Source organism: Bradyrhizobium sp. BR2003 (assembly GCF_009720285.1).
GTDB lineage: Bacteria > Pseudomonadota > Alphaproteobacteria > Rhizobiales > Xanthobacteraceae > Bradyrhizobium > Bradyrhizobium elkanii.
In genome coordinates, this window is the sequence record NZ_SMYJ01000009.1 from 268,769 (window position 1) to 289,684 (window position 20,916).

Below are 20,916 nucleotides of genomic sequence, written 5' to 3' on the forward strand. Positions count from 1 at the left end.
TATGGTTCAGGCAATCGTATTCCTGCCTCTGCTGGGCGCCATCCTCGCAGGCATTATCTCGCTGGTCGGTGCCCATGCGCGCTGCCCGAGCGGCGACACCGTCGACCATCACGACGATGCGCATGGCGATGCCCATGCCTCCGCGGCCCATGACGATCACGGCCATGATGACCATGGCCATGACGACCACCACGTCTCCGAACCGCCGGCGGCGGGCTCGCGCCTCGCCGAGCTGATCACCACGGGCCTGCTGTTCGTCTCGGCGGCGCTGTCCTGGTTTGCGCTGGTCGATGTCGGCTTCATGCACCATGACGCGCGCGTCGTACTGCTGCCCTGGATCACCTCGGGCGACCTGCAAGTGGCCTGGACGCTGCGGGTCGACACGTTGACGGCGGTGATGCTGGTCGTGGTCAACACGGTGTCCGCGCTCGTCCACCTCTATTCCATCGGCTACATGGACGAGGATCCGAACCGGCCGCGCTTCTTCGGCTATCTCTCGCTGTTCACCTTCGCGATGCTGATGTTGGTGACATCAGACAACCTCGTGCAGCTGTTCTTCGGCTGGGAGGGTGTGGGTCTGGCGAGCTACCTCCTGATCGGCTTCTGGTACCAGAAGCCGTCGGCCAATGCCGCGGCGATCAAGGCCTTCGTGGTCAACCGCGTCGGCGACTTCGGCTTCGCGCTCGGTATCTTCGCGATCTTCGCGCTGGTCGGCTCGACCGATTTCGAGACCATCTTCCACGCCGCGCCCGGTCTGACCGGCAAGACCATCAACTTCTTCGGCTGGCAGGTCGACGCGCTGACCCCGACCTGCCTGTTGCTGTTCATGGGCGCGATGGGCAAGTCGGCCCAGTTCCTGCTGCACACCTGGTTGCCGGACGCGATGGAAGGTCCGACCCCGGTGTCGGCGCTGATCCATGCCGCGACCATGGTCACCGCCGGAGTCTTCATGGTGGCGCGGCTGTCGCCGCTGTTCGAGCTGTCTCCGACCGCGCAGGCGGTGGTGATGTTTTTCGGCGCGACCACGGCGTTCTTCGCCGCCACGATTGGCCTCGTGCAGAACGACATCAAGCGCATCGTCGCGTATTCGACCTGTTCGCAGCTTGGCTACATGTTCGTGGCGATGGGAGCGGGGGCCTATTCGGTCGGCATGTTCCATCTGTTCACGCACGCGTTCTTCAAGGCGCTGCTGTTCTTAGGGTCCGGCTCGGTGATCTACGCGATGCATCACGAGCAGGACATCCGCAACATGGGCGGGCTGTGGCGCAAGATCCCGTACACCTTCGCGGTGATGTGCATCGGCACCCTGGCGCTGACCGGCTTCCCGCTGTTTGCCGGCTACTTCTCCAAGGACGCGATCATCGAGGCGGCCTATGCGGCGCATAATCCGTTCGCCGCCTATGCCTATCTGCTGACGATCGCGGCCGCCGGCCTGACCTCGTTCTACTCCTGGCGTCTGATCTTCAAGACGTTCTTCGGCGAGCCGCACGACCAGAAGCACTATGAGGCGGCGCATGAGAGCCCGGTGTGGATGCTGGTGCCGATCGGCGTGCTTGCCGCCGGCTCGATCCTGGCCGGCCTGCCGTTCAAGGAGCTGTTCGTCAACCCGCACGGCGTCGAGGAGTTCTTCCGCGAGTCCGTGAAGATGAACCCGCACATCCTCGAGAACATGGAGCACATGCCGGGCTGGCTCGCGCCGCTGCCCACCGTGATGATGGCGCTCGGCCTGTTCATCTCGTATCTGTTCTACATCCGCAGGCCGTATCTGCCGGTCGAACTCGCTCGCCAGCAGCCGATGCTGTACCAGTTCCTGCTCAACAAATGGTACTTCGACGAGCTGTACGACTGGATCTTCGTGCGTCCGGCAAAGTGGCTCGGCTACACGCTGTGGAAGAAGGGCGACGGCTTCATCATCGACGGCTTCGGTCCCGATGGCGTCTCCGCCCGCGTGCTTGACGTCACCCGCAACGTCGTGAAATTGCAGACCGGCTACCTCTATCACTACGCATTCGCGATGCTGATCGGGGCCGCCGGATTGATCACCTGGTTCATGTTCGGCTTGGGAGGCCAGTAAATGACAACCTGGCCCATCCTTTCGGTCACGACGTTCCTGCCGGCGGTCGGTGCGATCCTGGTCTATCTGCTGGCGCGGGGCGGTGACGAGACCGCGAGCCGCACGGCGCGCTGGATCGCGCTTTGGACCACGCTGATCACCTTCGCGATCTCGCTGATCCTGGTGGCGCGCTTCGATCCGGCCTCGACCGACTTCCAGTTCGTCGAGAAGGCGTCCTGGCTCGCCACCGGCATCACTTACCACATGGGCGTCGACGGCATCTCGCTGCCGCTGATCATCCTGACCACCGCGATCATGCCGCTCTGCATCATCGCGAGCTGGAAGTCGGTGACGCAGCGCGTCGGCGAATACATGATGGCGTTCCTGATCCTGGAAACGCTGATGGTGGGCACCTTCTCGGCGCTCGACCTCGTGCTGTTCTACCTGTTCTTCGAGGGCGGCCTGATCCCGATGTTCCTGATCATCGGCGTCTGGGGCGGCCCGCGCCGGGTCTATGCGTCGTTCAAGTTCTTCCTCTACACCTTCCTCGGCTCGGTTCTGATGTTGCTCGCCATCATGGCGCTGTACTGGAACGCCGGCACGACCGACATCCCGACCCTGATGCACACCGCGGTGCCGCGGTCGATGCAGACCTGGGCGTGGCTGGCCTTCTTCGCCTCGTTCGCGGTGAAGATGCCGATGTGGCCAGTGCACACCTGGCTGCCCGACGCGCACGTCGAGGCGCCGACGGCGGGCTCGGTGATCCTGGCCGCGATCCTGCTGAAGATGGGCGGCTACGGCTTCCTGCGCTTCTCGCTGCCGATGTTCCCGCTGGCCTCGCACGACTTCGCGCCGTTCGTGTTCGTGCTGTCGGTCATCGCCATCATCTACACCTCGCTGGTGGCGATGATGCAGGAGGACATGAAGAAGCTGATCGCATATTCGTCCGTCGCGCATATGGGCTTCGTCACCATGGGCATCTTCGCGGTGACCACGCAGGGTGTCGCCGGCGGCATGTTCCAGATGGTCTCGCACGGCATCGTCTCCGGCGCGCTGTTCCTCTGCGTCGGCGTCGTCTACGACCGCATGCACACCCGCGAGATCGCGGCCTATGGCGGCCTCGTCAACCGGATGCCGCTCTACGCGCTGACCTTCATGGTCTTCACCATGGCCAATGTCGGTCTGCCGGGCACGAGCGGATTCGTCGGCGAGTTCATGACGCTGCTCGGCACCTTCAAAATCTCGCTGCCGACGGCATTCTTCGCTTCCACGGGCGTGATCCTGTCGGCCTGTTACGCGCTCTGGCTCTATCGCAAGGTGGTGTTCGGCGCGCTGGTCAAGCCATCCCTGATGTCGATCAAGGATCTCACCTTCCGCGAATGCGTGACGCTGTTCCCACTGATCGCGCTGACCATCCTGTTCGGCGTCTATCCGAAGCCGGTGCTCGACATGTCGGCCGCCTCGGTCCAGCAGCTCGTCAACAACTACCAAACCGCCGTGACTGCCGTGAAGGCAGCCGCGCTGACCGTCCAGTAAGGCCCTCGTCATGAGCTTTTCCAGTGCAGGTTATCAGTTGCAGCCGGTGCTGCCGGAGCTGGTGCTCGCGGTCGGCGCCATGGTGCTGTTGATGATCGGAGCCTATCGCGGACAGGGGACGACGCGGCTCGTCACGGCGCTCGCGATCTGTCTCCTGGTGCTGACTGGCGCGTTGGAGCTCTGGCTGCCGGCCGGCAAGCTCGTGACCTTCGGCGGCAGCTTCATCGTCGATGATTTCGCCCGCTTCCTGAAGGTCCTCGCGCTGATCGCCTCGGCGGCGACGCTGATCCTGTCGACCGAGTACCTGTCTCAGCCCTCGAGCCGCAACTTCGAGTTTTCGATCCTGGTGCTGCTGTCGACGCTCGGCATGATGGTGCTGATTTCGGCCGGCGACCTGATCTCGCTCTATCTCGGCCTCGAGCTGATGAGCCTTGCGCTCTACGTCGTCGCCGCCAGCCAGCGCGACAACGCCAAGTCGAGCGAGGCGGGCCTGAAGTATTTCGTGCTCGGTGCGCTGTCGTCGGGCATGCTGCTCTACGGCGCATCGCTGATCTACGGCTTCACCGGCACCGTCAGCTTCGCCGGCATCGCGGCGGCGGCGACCACCGGCAGCATCGGCATCGTGTTCGGCCTGGTGTTCCTGCTCGCTGGCCTCTGCTTCAAGGTCTCGGCAGTGCCGTTCCACATGTGGACGCCGGACGTCTATGAGGGCGCGCCGACGCCGGTGACGGCGTTCTTCGCGTCCGCCCCGAAGGTCGCGGCGCTCGCGGTGTTCACCCGCGCGACGCTGACCGCGTTCCCGGGCATCGTCACCCAGTGGCAGCAGATCCTGGTGTTCGTGGCGATCGCCTCGATGGCGCTGGGCTCGTTCGCCGCGATCGGCCAGACCAACATCAAGCGCCTGATGGCCTATTCCTCGATCGGCCATATGGGTTTTGCGCTGGTCGGCCTCGCCTCCGGCACGGTTGAGGGCGCCCAGGGCGTTCTGATCTACATTGCGATCTATGTCGCGATGACGCTCGGTTCCTTCAGCATCATCCTGGCGATGAAGCGGAACGGCCAGGCGCTGGAGCAGATCAGCGATTTCGCCGGACTGTCCCGCACCAATCCGCTGCTCGCCTTCATCTTCGCGATGCTGCTGTTCTCGCTGGCCGGCGTGCCGCCGCTCGCCGGGTTCTTCGGCAAGTGGTACGTGTTCGTCGCGGCGATCAAGGCCAATCTGTTCACGCTCGCCGTGATCGGCGTGCTCACCAGCGTGGTGGGCGCGTTCTACTATCTGTCGATCGTCAAGGTGATGTATTTCGACCAGCCGCTCGGCAAGCTCGACCCGGTCCGCGTCGAGCTGCGCACCGTGCTGGCGGTCGCGGGCATCTTCAACATCTTCTACTTCGCCTATCCGGGCCCGCTGGTGAGTGTGGCTACGGCAGCAGCCAAATCACTATTTTGACGCGGGCGGTTCCGAAATCGGGATGCTGGCTTTCGGAACCAATCATGCGCATAACTCCGACATGACCTTCACGCTCGGGCCTCGGGCCATAGCGGCGGGCTACCGGCTCGCCGCCTTCGATCAGATCGGCTCGACCAATGCCGAGGCGATGCTGCGCGCCCGCGACGGCGAGCAGGGGCCGATGTGGTTTGTGACGCCCGAACAGACCGCGGGCCGCGGGCGTCGGCAGCGGGTCTGGGTCGCGCCGCGCGGCAATCTCGCCAGCACGATCCTCGAGGTGACGGACGTGCAGCCGGCAGTCGCCGCCACCCTCGGCTTTGCCGCCGGGCTGTCGCTTGAAGCCGCGCTGCGGAAGGTCAGCATCGAGGCGGCGCTGCGGCTCGGGCCGGACAGCCCGAAGTTCACCCTGAAATGGCCGAACGACGTACTGGCCAACGGCAAGAAGCTCTCGGGCATCCTGCTCGAAGCCGAGGCCATCGGGAGCCGGCTGGCGGTCGTGGTCGGCATCGGCACCAATGTCGTCGCAGCACCCGAAGGGACGCCGACGCCGGCCGTATCGCTCGCGGCGCTCGGCATCCAGATCGGGGCGGAGGAGCTGTTTGCCGCGCTGTCGGACGCCTGGGTCGGGTTTCGCGGCATTTGGGACGACGGCCGCGGCTTCCCCGAGATCCGCAGGCTGTGGCTGGAGCGCGCGGCCGGCCTCGGCGAGAAGGTCGCGGTCCAGACCGGCTCGGCGACCCTTGAGGGCACGTTCGACACCATCGATGATACCGGCTGCCTGATCGTCCGCACCGCTGACGGCGAGCGCCTGCCCGTGACCGCCGGCGAGGTCTATTTCGGCACCGCAGCCTCGGTGAAGGCGGTCTGATGGCGCGTCCCGACGAGCTCACCTTTGCGCCGCTCGGCGGCGTCGGCGAGATCGGCATGAACCTGTCGATCTACGGCCTCGGCAACCGCCACCAGCGGTCCTTCCTCGCGGTCGATCTCGGCGTCTCGTTTGGCGACGAGGAGCATCTTCCGGGCATCGACCTGATCATGCCCGACGTCCGCTTCCTTGAGAAGGAGCGCAACAATCTGGTGGGCCTCGTGCTGACGCACGCCCATGAGGATCATTTCGGCGCCATCATCGATCTCTGGCCGAAGCTCGGCTGCAAGATCTACGCGACGCAATTCAGCGCGGCGCTGTTCGAGGCCAAATGCGCCGCCGAGCGCAACCCGCCAAAAATCCCGGTCACGGTGATCCCGTCGGGTGGGCGGGTTGATATCGGTCCGTTCAATGTCGAGTTCATCCCGGTCGCGCATTCGATTCCGGAATCGCACGCGCTGGCGATCAAGACCGATGTCGGCACCGTGCTGCATACCGGCGACTGGAAGATCGATCCGACCCCGATCATCGGCCAGCCGACCGACGAGCGGCGGCTGCGCGAACTCGGCGATGAAGGCGTGCTGGCGCTGGTCGGCGACTCCACCAATGCGGTGCGCGACGGGCGCTCGCCGTCGGAGACCGAGGTCGCCGCCACCATCAAGAAGCTGGTCAAGGCGGCCAAGGGCCGGGTCGCGGTCACGACCTTCGCCTCCAATGTCGCGCGGGTGCGGGCGGTGGCGGACGCCGCCAACGCCGCCGATCGCGAGGTGGTCGTGGTCGGCCGCGCCATGGAGCGCGTGGTGCAGGTCGCGCGCGAATGCGGCTACCTCGATAGCTCGCATAAATTCCGCAGCTTCGACTATTACGGCCATTTCCCGGCCGACAAGGTGCTGGCGCTGTGCACCGGCAGCCAGGGCGAGCCGCGCGCGGCGCTGGCCCGGATCGCCAATGACGACCATCCGCAGGTCACCCTGAACAAGGGCGACACCGTGATCTTCTCCTCCCGCACCATTCCCGGCAACGAGAAGGCGGTCGGCTCGATCATCAACAATCTGGTCATGCAGGGCGTCGAGATCATCACCGACCGCGAGCACCTGGTGCACGTCTCCGGCCACCCGCGTCGCGACGAGCTGCGCGACATGATCTCCTGGGTGCGGCCGCAGCTCTTGATCCCGGTCCATGGCGAGGCGCTGCATCTGGCCGAGCACGCCAAGCTGGCGCGCGCCGCCGGCGTGCCCAAGGTCCTGACCTGCCGCAACGGCGACCTCGTCAAGCTCGGGCCCGGCGAGCCCGGCATCATCGGTGAGGTGCCGGCGGGCCGGCTCTACAAGGACGGAACCATCCTGGAGGACGCCAAGTCGCGCGCGGTGGTGGAGCGGCGGCGGATGGGCTTTGCCGGCTGCGCCTTCGTCGCCATCGCCATGACCGAGCAGGGCGAGCTCGTCGACGATCCCGAGGTTGATCTGGTCGGCATGCCGGAGAACAATGCGGCAGGCGAACTGCTCGACGACATCGTGTTCGATGTGGTGGTATCGACGATCGAGGGCCTGCCGAAGCCGCGGCGGCGCGATCCGGACGCGCTGGGGGAATCGGTGCGGCGCGCGGTGCGGGCGGCGCTGAACGAGCAATGGGGCAAGAAGCCGATCTGCGTCGTGCACGTTCTGACGGTTTGAGCCTAAGCGTGATCCGGAAAAGCGCGAAGCGGTTCTCCGAAAAGATCATGCTCAACCAAAGGGAGAAAGAGATGCTGGGCCGGCTCAATCACGTCGCGATCGCAGTCAAGGACGCCAAGCAGGCCGCGAAGATCTACGGCACCGCCTTCAATGCCGAGATTTCCGATGCGGTGCCGTTGCCGGAGCACGGCGTCATCACCGTGTTCGTGACGCTGCCGAACACCAAGATCGAGTTCATCGAGCCGCTCGGCGAGGCCTCGCCGATCGCGAAATTCGTCGAGCGCAATGCCGACGGCGGCATCCATCATGTCTGCTACGACGTGCCCGACATCATCGCGGCCCGTGACCGCATGATCGCCGAGGGTGCACGGGTGCTGGGCGACGGCCAGCCGAAGATCGGCGCACACGGCAAGCCGGTGCTGTTCTTCCACCCGAAGGACTTTTCCGGCGCCTTGGTCGAGATCGAACAGGCCTGAGGCCGCAATGGGCTTTCAGATCTCGGCATACCAGATCTCCACCGGGCTTGCGATCTACTTCGTCCTTTGGTGGCTCGTGCTGTTCCTGACGCTGCCGTTCGGCGTCCGCAGCCAGCACGAGGACAATGTGGGCGCGCCCGGCACCGACCCCGGCGCGCCGATCCTGGCGCGCATGGGCCGCAAGCTGCTGTGGACCACGCTGATCTCGGCGGTGATCTTCGCGATCGCGATGTGGGCCTATCATTCCGGCTATCTCTCGATCGAGCGGCTGTCGCGACTGATGGGGATGCCGGAGTTTCATAACTGACGGAAGCAGGGGGCCGGCCCAACCGGTGAGTGAATAGCGACGTAGCCCGCATGAGCGAAGCGACATGCGGGAACGCCATCCCGGGTATCGCTGCGCTCACCCGGGCTACGAACTGGAAATCGACCAGACCTGGTGCCGATGGAGCGGGGATCAACCACGCCCTGGCGATGCGGAGGAGGCGACCACGATGAACCTGCAGTCCCAGCCGGACACCGGGCCGAGCGCATATCGAATCCTGCGGGAAGCCGATCTGCGGGATTATCTCGCGGGGCTGCCCGCCATCGTCGCGCAACTCGGCGGCGCGCCGGCCGACTGGTCGATCAGCGAGGTCGGCGACGGCAATCTCAATCTCGTCTTCATCGTCAAGGGCGAAAGCGGCGGCCTCGCGGTCAAGCAGGCGCTACCCTATGTGCGGCTGGTCGGCGAGAGCTGGCCGCTGCCGCTGTCGCGGGCCCATTACGAGCACATGGCGCTGGTGCATCAGGCGCGGCTGGCGCCGATGCTCGTGCCGGCGGTGCTGCATCATGATGCGCCGCTCGCGCTCACCGCGATGGAGCTGCTCGAGCCGCACGTCATCATGCGCAAGGGCCTGATCAAGGCCACGCGGTATCCGCGCTTTGTCGAGGATATCTCGACTTTCCTGGCGCAGACGCTGTTCTTCACATCCGATCTCGCGCTCTCGGCCGCGCAGAAGAAGCAGGGGATCGCCGATTTCGCCGGCAACCACGCGCTGTGCAAGATCACCGAGGATCTGATCTTCACCGATCCCTACCGCATCGCCGAGCAGAACCGCTGGACCGCGCCGTATCTCGACGCGACGGCGGCGGCGTTCCGCGAAGACCTTGACCTGCATGTCGCGATCAGCAGGCTGAAGCTGAAATTCATGGCGAGCCCGGAGGCGTTGCTGCACGGTGACCTGCACACCGGCTCGATCATGGTCACCGACAGCGAGACCAGGGTGATCGATCCCGAATTCGCCGTCTACGGCCCGATGGGTTTTGATATCGGTGCCGTCATCGGCAATCTGCTGATGGCCTATCTGGCCTCCGCCGGCCATGAACGCACGCCGGGCGAGCGGGCCTCGTTCGAGGCCTGGCTGCTGGAAACCATCGAGGGCGTCTGGACCGAGTTTTCCCGAAAATTTCTCGCGCTCTGGCGCAGTGACGCAAGGGGCGACGGCTATCCGGTGTCGCTGTTCGCAGGCGAGGCGGGCGCCGCGCGGCTGGAGGCGGAACGGCAGGCCTATATGGCGCGCCTGTTCCAGGACACCGTCGGCTTTGCCGCGGCCAAGACCATCCGGCGCATCCTCGGTCTCGCTCACAACATCGATTTCGAGTGGATCGCCGATGAGAAGCAGCGCGCGATCTGCGAGGCGCGCGCCCTCAAGCTCGCGCGCAACATAATGCTGGAGGCGGCGTCCTACACGACGATCGGCGCGGTCACTTACGCCGCGCGCGAGCTTCGTCACTGGCAGCCGGATTTTGCCAGATGACCCGCTGTCATTCCGGGGCGGAGCGCCGCACCGAACTGGAATGACGACGGAGGAGGCCTGCGACAAATCACCCCGACGGGCAAATGAGCGCTTCCGTCGTCGGGCAAATCAATGATCCAATTCCGCCCGTCTCACCCGATCGAGGGGCGCTTCGCGGTCGTCACGAACGTGGGTCGAGATGCGGTGGACGCGGAGTGCGCAGTTGACGAACGCGCATGAGGCGGACGGCGAAGTCGTGTGGTCCTGACGCCCAAGTGGCAGGTGTCTCTTCACATTGCGCGGTGCGCGTGGCGAAGACGGTGACAAACAAGCCAAGTCTCGCCGGGGAGAGCACGAAGTAAGCCGTAGCCCATCGCGCAGGGAAAGCCGGAGTTCCCGGTTACACCTGTGGTCCTACCCCCGTGCTTTCTACCCATTGCACGGGGCCCATGGGTGCGATCGGCACCCGGCTTTCCCTGCGCCCTCTGCTCAAGAGAGGGCGAAACGAACAGCAAAGCTCGGACAAATCATGCCGCGAGAATGCGGATGTGTGCCTCATAGACCGCGCAACATGCCACCGTCGTCCCGGCGAAAGCCGGACCCATAACCACAAATGGGAATTGTCTTGCGCGACGTCGGAACGACGAGTCCCATTCACAACACCCGCTGCGGAGTGTGGGTCCCGGCCTTCGCCGGGACGACGACAGGAGAGAGCTATTCGCCCAGTTCATCCTCAATCCGCCGCTTGCTCCCGCAGCCGCTGCGCGTAGACGTTGATGATCAGCGCCGCGAGCAGGATCAGGCCGCGGATCAGGATCTTCAGGAAGCTGTCGATGTTGACGTGGTCGAGGCCGTTGTTGAGCACGCCGAGCACGAACAGGCCGACGATGGTGTTGCCGATGCCGCCGCGGCCGCCGAACAGGCTGGTGCCGCCGACCACCACAGCCGCGATCGAATCCAAGAGATAGGTGTCGAACTCGTTCTGCTGGGCGCTGCCGAAATGGGCGACGCCGAGCATGCCGCCGATCCCCGAGCAAACCGCCGAGATCACCATCACGCTGCCGAGGATGAGCTTGACGTTGAGGCCGGCAAATTCCGCGGCCTCGCGGTTGCCGCCGACCATGTAGACGTAGCGGCCGAACCGCGTGTAGGTCAGCACCAGATGGCCGCCGAGCAGCATCACGGCGGCGACGATCACGATCCAGGGAATGCCGCCGATCGAGCCGGAGCCGAGCGTCGTGATCAGGTCCGGCACCTTGTAGGCGATCTGGCCGCGCACCAGCAGCGCCGAGACGCCGGCCGCGATCTGCATCATGGCGAGCGTCATGATGAAGGAGGGGATGCCGATCATGGTCAGCCCCAGCGCGTTGACGAGGCCGAGCAGCGCGCACAGCGCCAGCGCCAGCAGGATCGCGACGATGCCCGGTATCGGGACATTGGCGATGTTGACGTAGGATTCCTGCAGCGTGAAGTACGCCACGGCAATGCCGGTGACGTTGGCGATGCTGGCGATCGACAGGTCGATCTCGGCGCACAGGATCACGAAGGTGAGGCCGACGGCGATGATGCCGGTGACCGAGACTTGCGTGAGGATGTTGCCGACATTGTCGATGGTCGCAAACGACGGGCTCGCGATCGCAAAGAACGCACTGAGGAAGATCAGCGTCAGGAACGGCGCGATGTTGCGCATCTGCGAGCGCAGGAAGGGCGCCAGCCCGCGCGACCGCTGGTGATCCGCTCGGGCCGTCGCGCCGTCACTGCTTGCCATCATGTCTCTCCATCAAGCGCGATGAGGTGGTCATCGCGCTTTCTCTGTTTGTTTGAGCATGATCTCATCGGAAAACCGCTTCGCACTTTTTCCTGATCATGCTCTAGGCGGCCTCCAGCAGCCGGTCCTTGCTGACCGCTTCGGCCGCGAATTCGCGCACCACCGCGCCGCGCTTCAGCACCAGGATCCGGTCGGCCAGCGACAGCACCGTCTCCGGCTCGGTCGACAGCACGATGATCGCCAGTCCCTTGGCGCGGAGATCGCGCACGATGTTGATCACGTCGTTCTTGGCGCCGACATCCATGCCGCGGGTCGGCTCGCACAGCACCAGGACGCGCGGCGGGTAGGCGAGCCATTTCGCCAGCGCCACCTTCTGCTGATTGCCGCCGGACAGCATGCCGAGATCGAGGCCGACCACCGGCGGCCGGATCTGCAATTGCTCGACCTGGCGCTGGGCGATCGCGCGCTCGCGCACCGGCTTGAGCAGCAGCGCCGAGATCCGCTCGAGGATGCTGATCGAGATGTTCTTGTAGACCGGCTCCTGGTGGAACAGCATGGCGCGGCGGCTTTCCGGCACCAGCGCGACGCCGGCCCGCCGGGCGGCTGCGGTGCTGCGGAAGGTCTTGGCGGCGCCGTCGACCACCAGCGTTCCGCCATCAGGCCGCAGCTTGCCGAACAGGATGCGCGACAGCTCCAACTGCCCGCAGCCCATGAAGCCGTAGATGCCGAGCACTTCCCCGGAGCGGGCCTCGAACGAGACATCCTGCAGGCTGCGGCGCAACGAGAGCTGATCGACCTTCAGCACCGCCGCGCCGCCGCTCGATTGCGGGAGCATCAGGTCATCGGTGTAGCTGTGTTCCAGCGCCTCGCCACCGCGGCCGATCATGGCCTCGATCAGCGCGCCCTTGGTGGTGTCCGCGGACCTCGTCTCGGCGATCTTCCGCCCGTTGCGGAACACGGTGACCACGTCGGACACCCGCAAAATGTCCTCGATGAAATGCGAGATGAAGACGATGCTGGTGCCTTCGTTGCGCAGCCTGTGCAGCGTCGCAAAGAGGCGTTCGACCTCGGGTGGGGAGAGGGCGGAGGTCGGCTCGTCCAGGATGATGATGCGTGCGCCGGAGAACAGCACGCGCGCGATCTCGATCAATTGTTGCAGGCCGATCGGCAGGTCGCCGAGCCGCGTCATCGGGTCGACGTCGATGCCAAACCGTGCCAGCTGCTCGCCGGCCTCGCGCGCCATCCGCCGCCACTGCACGAAGCCGAGGCGGTTGGTCGGCTGGTTGCCGAGGAACACGTTCTCGGCGACCGTGAGATCAGGCGCGACGCTGAGCTCCTGATGCACCATGCCGATGCCGGCGGCGTGCGCGTCGCGGGTGGAGCGGAAGCGGGTCTCCTTGCCGTCGAGCATGAAGCGGCCGGAAAATTCCGGATGCACGCCGGCGATGATCTTCATCAGCGTGCTTTTTCCGGCGCCATTCTCGCCGACGAGACCATGGATCTCGCCGGCGTGCAGCACGAAGTCGACCCCACGAAGGGCTTCGACGCCGCCGAAGGCCTTCGTGATCTGGTGCAATTCGAGGATCGCCGAGCGTCCCTGCGTCATGAGGCCCGCTCAGATCAGGAAGTGATCCTCCATCCATTGCATGCCGGCGGCGTTGGCCTTGGTCACGACCGGACCATCGGTCACGACGTTCTTCGGAATGCCCTGGCCGCTCTTCTCGCCGCCGACCACGGCGGCGACGCCCGCGACGATCGCGCCGCCATGGATGCGGCAGGACGGATTGCGGACGGTCGCGAACATGCGGCCTTCGCTGACCGCCTGGATCGCCGGCGGCATGGCGTCCACGCCGCCGATCAGGATGTTGGTGCGGTTGCGCGCCTTCATGATGTTGTAGGCTGCGAGCGCCATGTCGTCATTGTGGAAGAAGGCAGCGTCGATCTGCGAGTATTTGGTCAGATAGGTTTCCCAGAGCCGCGCGGTCTTGGAGACGTCCCAGTCGGCGGGCTGGGTGTCCAGCACCTCGATGTTCGGGAACTGCTTGATGACCGAGTTGAAGCCCTTGGCGCGGCCCTGCGCGCCGGTGTGGCCGAGCGCGCCCTGGGTCATGATGACCTTGCCCTTGCCGCCGATCGCGTTGCACAGCGCCTGCGTCACCGAGGCGCCCATGAACTCGTTGTCGGGCGCCAGGAACGAGTGGACGTTAATTTGATCGAGAGGAGCAATAAGCGTGTCCATGTCGATCACGGGGGTGCCGGCGTCGATCATCTTCTGCACCGGCTGGGTCAGCGTGCCGATGCCGAACGCCTGGATCGCGACGAAATCCCATTTCTGCGACGCCATGTTGTCGATCGCGGCGCGCTGCTTGACGGCATCGAGCTGGCCGTCGAACCAGGTCACCTCGACGTTGAACAGCTTGCCCCAGAATTCGGCGGCCTGCTTGCCCTGCGCACACCACGTCGCCTGCAGTCCGGCATTGGAGAACGCCGCCTTCAGCGGCTTTTCCGAGCGTCCCATTTCGGCGGCGAGCGCGGACGTCGTCATGCCCATTCCGCCGAACAGGCCGGCCGCCGCTCCACCTGCCGCCGCCATTTGCAGAAGGTCGCGCCGCGTCGTCGACGCCTTGTCCATCCCCTTGTCGGTTCCTGGCATTGCTTGCTCCCTCAACGTTTTTCTGACCGTCGGCGTCAGTTGCACGCGCCGCGGATAAAGCGAGTGTGTCACAATCGGAACGGTGACGCTACGGCCTCTCGTCCACGAGATGTTTCTGCTGCAGCACGATGGCTTCGATGTCGCCGAGCAGCTTGTGCCACGCAGCATCGATCTCCGCAGTCCATCGCTCGCCGAGCAGTTCGTGCAGCGTATCGGCGATCACCGCGAAGAATGCCACGAACAGTTCGCGCGGCGTGCCGTAGGCGTCGTGCGAGAACATTTCGGATTCGATCAGACGAAAATGTCCGCGGCGTTCGCCGGCGAAATCGAGGATGGCTTCGATCGTCAGCTGCAGCATCGCGCCTTTCACAGGCTCGCTGCCGTCGGTGCGAAACATCGCCTGCGTCTCGGGACGTTCGCGAAACAGGCGGCGATAGACCAGCGGTGTCAGATCATCGCAACGCTCGGCTGCGAGTTCAAAGCTGCGTTCGATCGGATTCGATGATAGAGTCATAGCGGATTGCGATCATCACATAAAAAAAGAGCAGGGCTGAAAGCCCTGCTCCAAAAATTGTGTCGACCCTATTTGCCCCAAAAATTCGATTTGATCTTGATTGATGGGGTGACGCTGCTTGTGCGCGTCGGGCTCCTCCCGAGACTTGGACCACCAGGACACACCTCGCGGCTGGCCTGAGCCCGAATTGGTAGACTATCTTTCCAGCCTTGTCATCATTTTCGGCAACGATTGTTCAATTTTCGAGCAATTTGCGAAATGATTGGGATGGCGCCACTGGCGGTTGTGACGGGAGATGTAAAACACGTGACAGAGTAAGGGGATACGACCGATTTCGGAGCCACCGTGACGCAAGTGCCACGCTCGGCTATTTCCGTCGGCTGGAAGAAACGGGGCGCGTCGGCGATCTCGACTTCCGGTGCTCATGGTGGTTAGTTCCGTCCCGGATGGTTTTGCGATGCGCCGGCGGCTAAAGAATTTTCTGCCCATCGTCCTGGTTGCCCTGCTGGTGCAGATTCTTGCACCGATCGGGGCCTGCTGGGCGGCGAGCCTTGCTGCGTCCGATCCGCTCGCGGCCGCCACCATCTGCCATGGCGATGCCGGCTCCGGAGCCGGGCAGGGTGGCCAGACCGGTCACGACGCCCATGACGGTTGCTGCTCGGCGTGCAGCGTGCTGCAGACCGGTGCGCCCGTTGATAGCCCGCAAGTTGCGGCCCAGACCGTCGAGCGCCTGCCGAGCCGGATCGCCTGGCTTGATTTCGCCTCCGAGTTCGATCGTTCGCGCGCCGGCCTCGCGGCGCAAGCCCGCGCGCCGCCGCTGTCTTCCTGACGACCTTGTCGCTGCCGGTGCGTTCCGCGCCGGCAAGTGCCCTTGAGCAAGCCGGCCGAAGCGCCGGTGTCAGGATTCATCCATGTTTCGCTATCACCCGCTGGAGGCGGCAAGCGTGCTCGCGCTGGGCGCGACGCTTTGCGCATTGCCGTCCGCTGCCGAAGCCCAGGCGCCCAGCACGGAGCTACCCTCCGTCACCGTCGAGGCGCCCCGGACAGCGGTGCGCGCCAAACCGGCCGCGCAGAAGCCGCGCGTTCGTGCGGCATCCGTCCAGCGGCCACCGAAGCCTGCGACAGCGCCGGCCGCGACGGCGGCCCCGGCGGGCGGCGCGAGGCCGGGGGAGACGCTTGCCGCGATCCGCGACGGCTTGAACCGGGCGCCCACGGGCCAGACGGAGACGACCATCGACCGCAGCCAGTTCGACAACCGACCGGCGTTCTCCGTCGCCGATGTGCTGCGGGACAGTCCGGGCATCTCGATCAAGCAGGGCAACGGCCCGCGTGATTTCGGCATCTCGATCCGCGGGTCGAATGCGCGGAACGGCTTCGGCATCCGCAACCTCGTCATCTTCGACGACGGTTTCCCGGTGACCCAGCCGGACGGCCTGTCGCGCAGCGACCTGATCGATCCGCGTGCCTATGGCGCGATCGACGTGATTCGCGGGCCGTCATCGGCGCTCTACGGCAACTATGCGACCGGTGGGGCGCTGAATTTCCGGACCCGGCCGGGCGGCACGATCGACGGCGTCGAATATGGCGTCGACGGCGGCAGCTTCGGCTACCTCAGCAACTATCTCGCCGCGGGCAAGAAGGTCGGGAATTTCGAGGGCTCGCTGTTCGCGAGCGACGCGCGCGGCGACGGCTACATCGGCAACAGCTGGTTCAACACCCAGACCGTCAATTTCCTCGGCACGCTGCAGGTCACGCCGGACGATCGCTTCACGGTGAAGCTGATCAACAACGACCTGACGACGCGCCTGCCGATCCGCTCTTCGCTGAACCAGTTCTACCAGAACCCGTTCCAGCAGGGCTGTACGACCGGCGCGACGGCCGCGCCGGGATGCGCCACCGTGACGTTGTTCAACAACGGTTTCAACGCGGCGGCAGGAACCGACAAAGAGACTGCGGTTCAGGCCGGTCTCGGACGCGACGACCGCCGCACCATCGTCGGCGGCCGCTGGGAGCACGACTTCGACAACCAGATCACCTGGCGCAACCAGTTCGTCTTCGACGACCGCAACATCAACCAGCCGACGGGATCAACGAGCGCGATCGGCGACTTCCCGTCCTACAACTACATGAGCGACGTCGTCAGACGCGGCGATGTGTTCGGGCTGGATTCGACGACCTATTTCGGCGGCTTCTACAATACGCTCACCGCGTCGAGCGATACGCGCAATGTGATGCCGGGCGGAAATGCGACGCTCGGAAGCCTGTCCAGCAATTTGCTCAGCACGACGACAAATTACGGCGTTCGCGCGCGCGAGGAATTGAAGCTCACGTCTGCGCTGACGGCCGTTGCCGGCATTGGCTGGGAGGCCACCAGTCTGACGGGGCGGAACACCGCCTATAGCTACGCCGGCGCGGCCGGAACCACGACCACGGCGATCACGACGGCGGACCGGCAATTCCAGAATACCGCACCCGAGCTCGCATTGCTCTACCGGCTGAACAACGAGTGGCAATTCCGCGGGCGGGTGGCAACCGGATACGGCACGCCGCAGGTCGGCAATTTGTTCGTTCTGCCGAGCGGCGCCTCGGGCAATAACACCCAGCTCCGGACGCAGAAGAATCTCGGCTACGACGTCGGCGCCGACTGGACACCGAACAACGCGCTCAAGCTCAGCGTCACCGGCTTCTACGAGTTTTTCAAGGACGAGCTCGTTTCCCAGGCCACGCCGCTTGCGGGCATCTCCTACACGTTCAACGCGCCGCGATCGGAGCATCGCGGCGTCGAACTGGCCGCCGACTGGAAATTCCTGCCGGGCTGGCGGTTCTCGGCGGCCTATACCTATCTCGACGAGGTCTACACCGAATACGTCGAGAACATCACCAACGGCGCGGTGTTCAGCTTCAATCGTGCCGGCAACAAGATCCCCGGCATCTCACCGAACGAGCTCACGGCGCGGTTGGGCTACGACCAGTTGTCGGGTCCGTTGCAGGGACTTGGCGGGTTCGTCGAAGTGCAGCGGAAGGACAGCTTCTACATGGACAACGCCAACCTCTTGAAGGCGCCGGGCTACGAGCTGGTCAACCTCAACCTGCACTACAAGACCGATCTCGTCTCCGATTACTTCAAGGCGCTGAACCTCTACATCGAGGTGAGGAACGTCTTCGACCGGATCTACGTGGCGTCCGCGAACAACATCTCAAATTCGGTGACCGCGGCCGGCATTCAAAATCCCGCGAGCGTACTGGCGAATTCGACCAACTCGATCTATGCCGGATCGCCGCGCGCCTTCGTGGCGGGCATGAAGATTGCGTTCAAATGAGGAGCGCATCGATGACCTATCGCAAACCCGTCGTCCTGACGTTGCTTGCAACGCTCATGCTTGCGGCCTTGCCGAGCCTTGCCGTCGCACAGATGAGCCATCAGCACGCCTCGGAAGCGGCCTGCGAACAGACGGACCTGCGCTGCGCGACCAAGGTCACGCCCGCCTTTGGGCGGGATGGGACATTGTGGTTGGCGTGGATGGCCGGAGGTCAGATTTCCGTCGCGAGTTCAAAAGACCAGGGCAAGAGCTTTTCCAGACCGGTGCAGGTCACCCGGGAGCGGCTCAATCTCGATTGGGGACCGGATGCGCGGCCGAAGTTTGCGATCGATGCCAACGGCAACATCGCTGTGGCCTTCTCGATCTTCCGCGATCAGAATTTCAACGGTCAGGTGCTGACCACGCGATCGACCGATGGCGGGCGCAGCTTCGATGCGCCGAAGCCGATCACCGCGAGCAATGAGAGCCAACGGTTCGAGGCGTTCGGCTTCGATCCCGCGGGGGCGGTGTTTGCCGCGTGGCTCGACAAGCGCAACCGCGTGCCGGCGCAGGAGCGCGGCCAGAAGTATGACGGTGCCGGATTGTTTTTCGCGTCATCGGGAGATGGCGGAGCAACCTATTCCGACGCGCGGCTCGTCGCCGACAACACCTGCGAATGCTGCCGCCTCGCTTTGGCGTTCGACGGCGCAGGCCACCCGGTGATCGTATTCCGGAACATCTTTGAGGGCGGCGTGCGCGACCATGCGATCGTGACGTTCTCCGACCTGGCCACGCCCGGCGAGATCCATCGGGTGAGCCGCGACGACTGGCAGATCGCGGCCTGTCCGCATCACGGTCCGAGCCTGACCATTTCGTCCGAAGGAACCTACCATGTGACGTGGTACACCAACGGCAAGGCGCGCAAGGGATTGTTCTATGCGCGGTCGCGCGATGGCGGCAAAACCTTCTCCGATCCGCTTCCGGTCGGTCAGCCGAACCGCAGCCCATCCCGGCCGCAGATTATCGCGGGGCCGCAGGGGCTTGTCATGGCCTGGAAGGAATTCGACGGCCAGAAGACGACCATCGACCTCATGACGTCACACGACGATGGAGCGACATGGTCGAAGCCAACGGTGATCGCGGACACCGCCGACAGTTCCGACCATCCGTTGCTCGTCTCTGACAGCCGGAAAACCTATCTGTCGTGGATGACGAAGGCCGACGGCTACCATTTTCAAGCGATCGAGGGCGAACCATGAAGCGTCATTTGCTCGCTGCGCTGATCCTGCTCGCAACGCTGCCGACTGCACTGGCGGCGGGAGAGGGCGCGCCAAAGCCGTTCGAACGCGGCAGCTGGCAAAAGCTGCTGCGTGCGCATGCCGGTCATCCGACCCTGGTGCACTTCTGGGGAGTGACCTGTGGACCATGCAAGGTCGAGCTGCCGCAGCTTGGCCAGTTCATGAAGGATCATCCCGGAATCGATGTCGTCACGATCAGCGCGGATCTGGTTCCCAACCTACCGGAGGCGACGCGATCGATGCTGGATCGCGCCGGCCTCGGCGCGGCCGAAAACTGGATTTTCGACGACGGCTTTGCCGAGCGGTTGAGATTTGAGATCGATCCGGCCTGGCAAGGCGATATCCCGCGAACCATGCTGATTGCGCGGGATGGAACGATCACGACGATCGAAGGGTCGGTCGAAATCGCCGATCTGGACAAATGGTCCAGCGCCCAGTCGGCAGCAACCAGATGACACTTGAATTTCAACTTGAAAGGAAATCCGTCGCCATGAAGACGCTCTCCCGCATCCTTGCTTTCACAGCGCTGACCGCTGCACTCCTGTCGACGTCCGCACGTGCCGAGGACGTCAAGGCCGGCGACCTCGTGATCACGCAGGCCTGGACGCGCGCAACGCCGAACGGCGCCAAGATCGGCGGTGGCTACCTGACGATCGAGAACAAGGGGACGACGCCCGACCGGCTGGTGTCAGGCTCCGGCGATGTTGCCGGCAAGATCGAAGTCCACGAGATGTCGATGGACAATGGCGTGATGAAGATGCGTGCGCTCGACAAGGGCCTGACCATCGAGCCCGGCAAGACCGTGAAGCTCGCGCCGGGCGGCTATCACCTGATGATGTTCGACCTGAAGAATCCGCTGAAGCAGGGCGACAAGGTGCCGGTCACGCTCGAGTTCGAAAAGGCCGGAAAGGTCTCGGTCTCGCTGGACGTGCAGGCCGTCGGCGCGCAGGCGCCGGGCGGCGGCGGTCATTCCGGCCACGGCGACCATTCCGGTCACATGGACATGAAGAAGATGTGAGCGCGCCATGCGATCACAGACGCTCCTCATTGCCACGGCGGCGCTGCTCGCAGCGCAGCCGGCGATCGCGCATATCACGCTCGAAGGAAAGCAGGCGGCGGTCGGATCGTATTACAAGGCGGTGTTCGCCGTGCCGCATGGCTGCGCGGGCTCGGCGACGATCAAGATCCGGGTGCAGATTCCGGAGGGCGTGATCGGGGTGAAGCCGATGCCGAAGGCGGGTTGGGCTCTCGATACGGTCACCGGCAAATACGCCGCCCAATACGACTATCACGGCGCCAGGCTTTCCGAGGGCGTCAAGGAAGTCGCCTGGAGCGGTGGCAAGCTTGCGGACCAGAACTACGACGAGTTCGTGATGCAGACGTTTCTCACCGATACCTTGAAGCCCAACACCACGCTGTATTTCCCGGTCGTGCAGGAGTGCGAGCAGGGCGTCAGCCGCTGGATCGATATCCCAGCCGACGGGCAGGGCGGCGGGCATGACCACGGCAGCAAGACACCGGCGCCCGGCGTCAAGCTGCTGCCGAAGCCGTAACCG

At 64.5% G+C, this 20,916-nt stretch carries 18 protein-coding genes; 14 read left to right on the forward strand and 4 right to left on the reverse strand.

Annotation, left to right across the window (positions count from 1 at the left end):
• Nucleotide 1: 1 nt before the first annotated feature.
• The 8 genes from nuoL to mtnK all read left to right on the forward strand — a co-directional run bounded on the left by nuoL (nt 2) and on the right by mtnK (nt 9,849).
• Complete coding sequence (gene nuoL / locus E2I15_RS05750; RefSeq protein ID WP_137477841.1) at nt 2-2,074, forward strand: NADH-quinone oxidoreductase subunit L; 2,073 nt, start codon at nt 2-4, stop codon at nt 2,072-2,074.
• The gene (locus E2I15_RS05755) at nt 2,075-3,589 is read left to right on the forward strand and encodes an NADH-quinone oxidoreductase subunit M (RefSeq protein ID WP_069276816.1); all 1,515 of its coding nucleotides are present in this window, start codon (nt 2,075-2,077) and stop codon (nt 3,587-3,589) included. It begins immediately after the preceding gene.
• Between the two features lie 10 nt (nt 3,590-3,599).
• Nucleotides 3,600-5,036 (forward strand): NADH-quinone oxidoreductase subunit NuoN, encoded by a 1,437-nt coding sequence (gene nuoN, locus E2I15_RS05760; protein ID WP_137477842.1) that lies wholly within the window; start codon nt 3,600-3,602, stop codon nt 5,034-5,036.
• 61 nt (nt 5,037-5,097) lie between these two features.
• Nucleotides 5,098-5,904 carry a biotin--[acetyl-CoA-carboxylase] ligase gene (locus E2I15_RS05765; RefSeq protein WP_137477913.1) on the forward strand — a complete coding sequence of 269 codons (807 nt, stop codon included), beginning with the start codon at nt 5,098-5,100 and terminating at the stop codon, nt 5,902-5,904.
• Complete coding sequence (locus E2I15_RS05770; protein ID WP_137477843.1) at nt 5,904-7,574, forward strand: ribonuclease J; 1,671 nt, start codon at nt 5,904-5,906, stop codon at nt 7,572-7,574. Before E2I15_RS05765 ends, E2I15_RS05770 begins: the two co-directional genes overlap by 1 nt.
• Nucleotides 7,575-7,645: 71 nt before the next feature.
• Nucleotides 7,646-8,050 carry a methylmalonyl-CoA epimerase gene (mce, locus tag E2I15_RS05775; protein WP_016841811.1) on the forward strand — a complete coding sequence of 135 codons (405 nt, stop codon included), beginning with the start codon at nt 7,646-7,648 and terminating at the stop codon, nt 8,048-8,050.
• A gap of 7 nt (nt 8,051-8,057) precedes the next feature.
• Nucleotides 8,058-8,357, forward strand: a complete 300-nt coding sequence (locus E2I15_RS05780; RefSeq protein ID WP_137477844.1) for a DUF1467 family protein — start codon at nt 8,058-8,060, stop codon at nt 8,355-8,357.
• A 187-nt stretch (nt 8,358-8,544) separates the two neighbouring features.
• Complete coding sequence (mtnK, locus tag E2I15_RS05785) at nt 8,545-9,849, forward strand: S-methyl-5-thioribose kinase (protein WP_137477845.1); 1,305 nt, start codon at nt 8,545-8,547, stop codon at nt 9,847-9,849.
• A gap of 712 nt (nt 9,850-10,561) precedes the next feature.
• Here the strand turns inward: mtnK and E2I15_RS05790 are convergent.
• The 4 genes from E2I15_RS05790 to E2I15_RS05805 form a co-directional block, all read right to left on the reverse strand.
• A complete protein-coding gene (locus E2I15_RS05790; RefSeq protein WP_137477846.1) occupies nt 10,562-11,596 on the reverse strand; it encodes an ABC transporter permease in 1,035 nt (344 codons plus the stop codon).
• Between the two features lie 103 nt (nt 11,597-11,699).
• Nucleotides 11,700-13,202, reverse strand: coding sequence for a sugar ABC transporter ATP-binding protein (locus E2I15_RS05795; RefSeq protein WP_137477847.1), 1,503 nt, complete (start codon nt 13,200-13,202; stop codon nt 11,700-11,702).
• Nucleotides 13,203-13,211: 9 nt separating this feature from the next.
• The gene (locus E2I15_RS05800) at nt 13,212-14,249 is read right to left on the reverse strand and encodes a sugar ABC transporter substrate-binding protein (RefSeq protein ID WP_016848453.1); all 1,038 of its coding nucleotides are present in this window, start codon (nt 14,247-14,249) and stop codon (nt 13,212-13,214) included.
• 88 nt (nt 14,250-14,337) lie between these two features.
• On the reverse strand, nt 14,338-14,763 hold the full coding sequence (locus E2I15_RS05805) for a globin (protein WP_137477848.1): 426 nt from the start codon (nt 14,761-14,763) through the stop codon (nt 14,338-14,340).
• A 457-nt stretch (nt 14,764-15,220) separates the two neighbouring features.
• Between E2I15_RS05805 and E2I15_RS05810 the strand changes: the two genes are divergently transcribed.
• The 6 genes from E2I15_RS05810 to E2I15_RS05835 all read left to right on the forward strand — a co-directional run bounded on the left by E2I15_RS05810 (nt 15,221) and on the right by E2I15_RS05835 (nt 20,913).
• Nucleotides 15,221-15,592 carry a DUF2946 family protein gene (locus tag E2I15_RS05810; protein WP_137477849.1) on the forward strand — a complete coding sequence of 124 codons (372 nt, stop codon included), beginning with the start codon at nt 15,221-15,223 and terminating at the stop codon, nt 15,590-15,592.
• 82 nt (nt 15,593-15,674) lie between these two features.
• Nucleotides 15,675-18,083 (forward strand): TonB-dependent receptor family protein, encoded by a 2,409-nt coding sequence (locus tag E2I15_RS05815; protein ID WP_137477850.1) that lies wholly within the window; start codon nt 15,675-15,677, stop codon nt 18,081-18,083.
• Nucleotides 18,084-18,094: 11 nt separating this feature from the next.
• Complete coding sequence (locus E2I15_RS05820) at nt 18,095-19,321, forward strand: sialidase family protein (RefSeq protein ID WP_137477851.1); 1,227 nt, start codon at nt 18,095-18,097, stop codon at nt 19,319-19,321.
• On the forward strand, nt 19,318-19,815 hold the full coding sequence (locus tag E2I15_RS05825; RefSeq protein ID WP_137477852.1) for a TlpA family protein disulfide reductase: 498 nt from the start codon (nt 19,318-19,320) through the stop codon (nt 19,813-19,815). The genes E2I15_RS05820 and E2I15_RS05825 overlap by 4 nt, the downstream gene beginning before the upstream one ends.
• A gap of 35 nt (nt 19,816-19,850) precedes the next feature.
• The gene (locus tag E2I15_RS05830; protein WP_137477853.1) at nt 19,851-20,378 is read left to right on the forward strand and encodes a copper chaperone PCu(A)C; all 528 of its coding nucleotides are present in this window, start codon (nt 19,851-19,853) and stop codon (nt 20,376-20,378) included.
• A 7-nt stretch (nt 20,379-20,385) separates the two neighbouring features.
• Entirely contained in the window at nt 20,386-20,913 is a 528-nt protein-coding gene (locus tag E2I15_RS05835; RefSeq protein ID WP_137477854.1) for a YcnI family copper-binding membrane protein, read from the forward strand.
• Nucleotides 20,914-20,916: the final 3 nt, after the last annotated feature.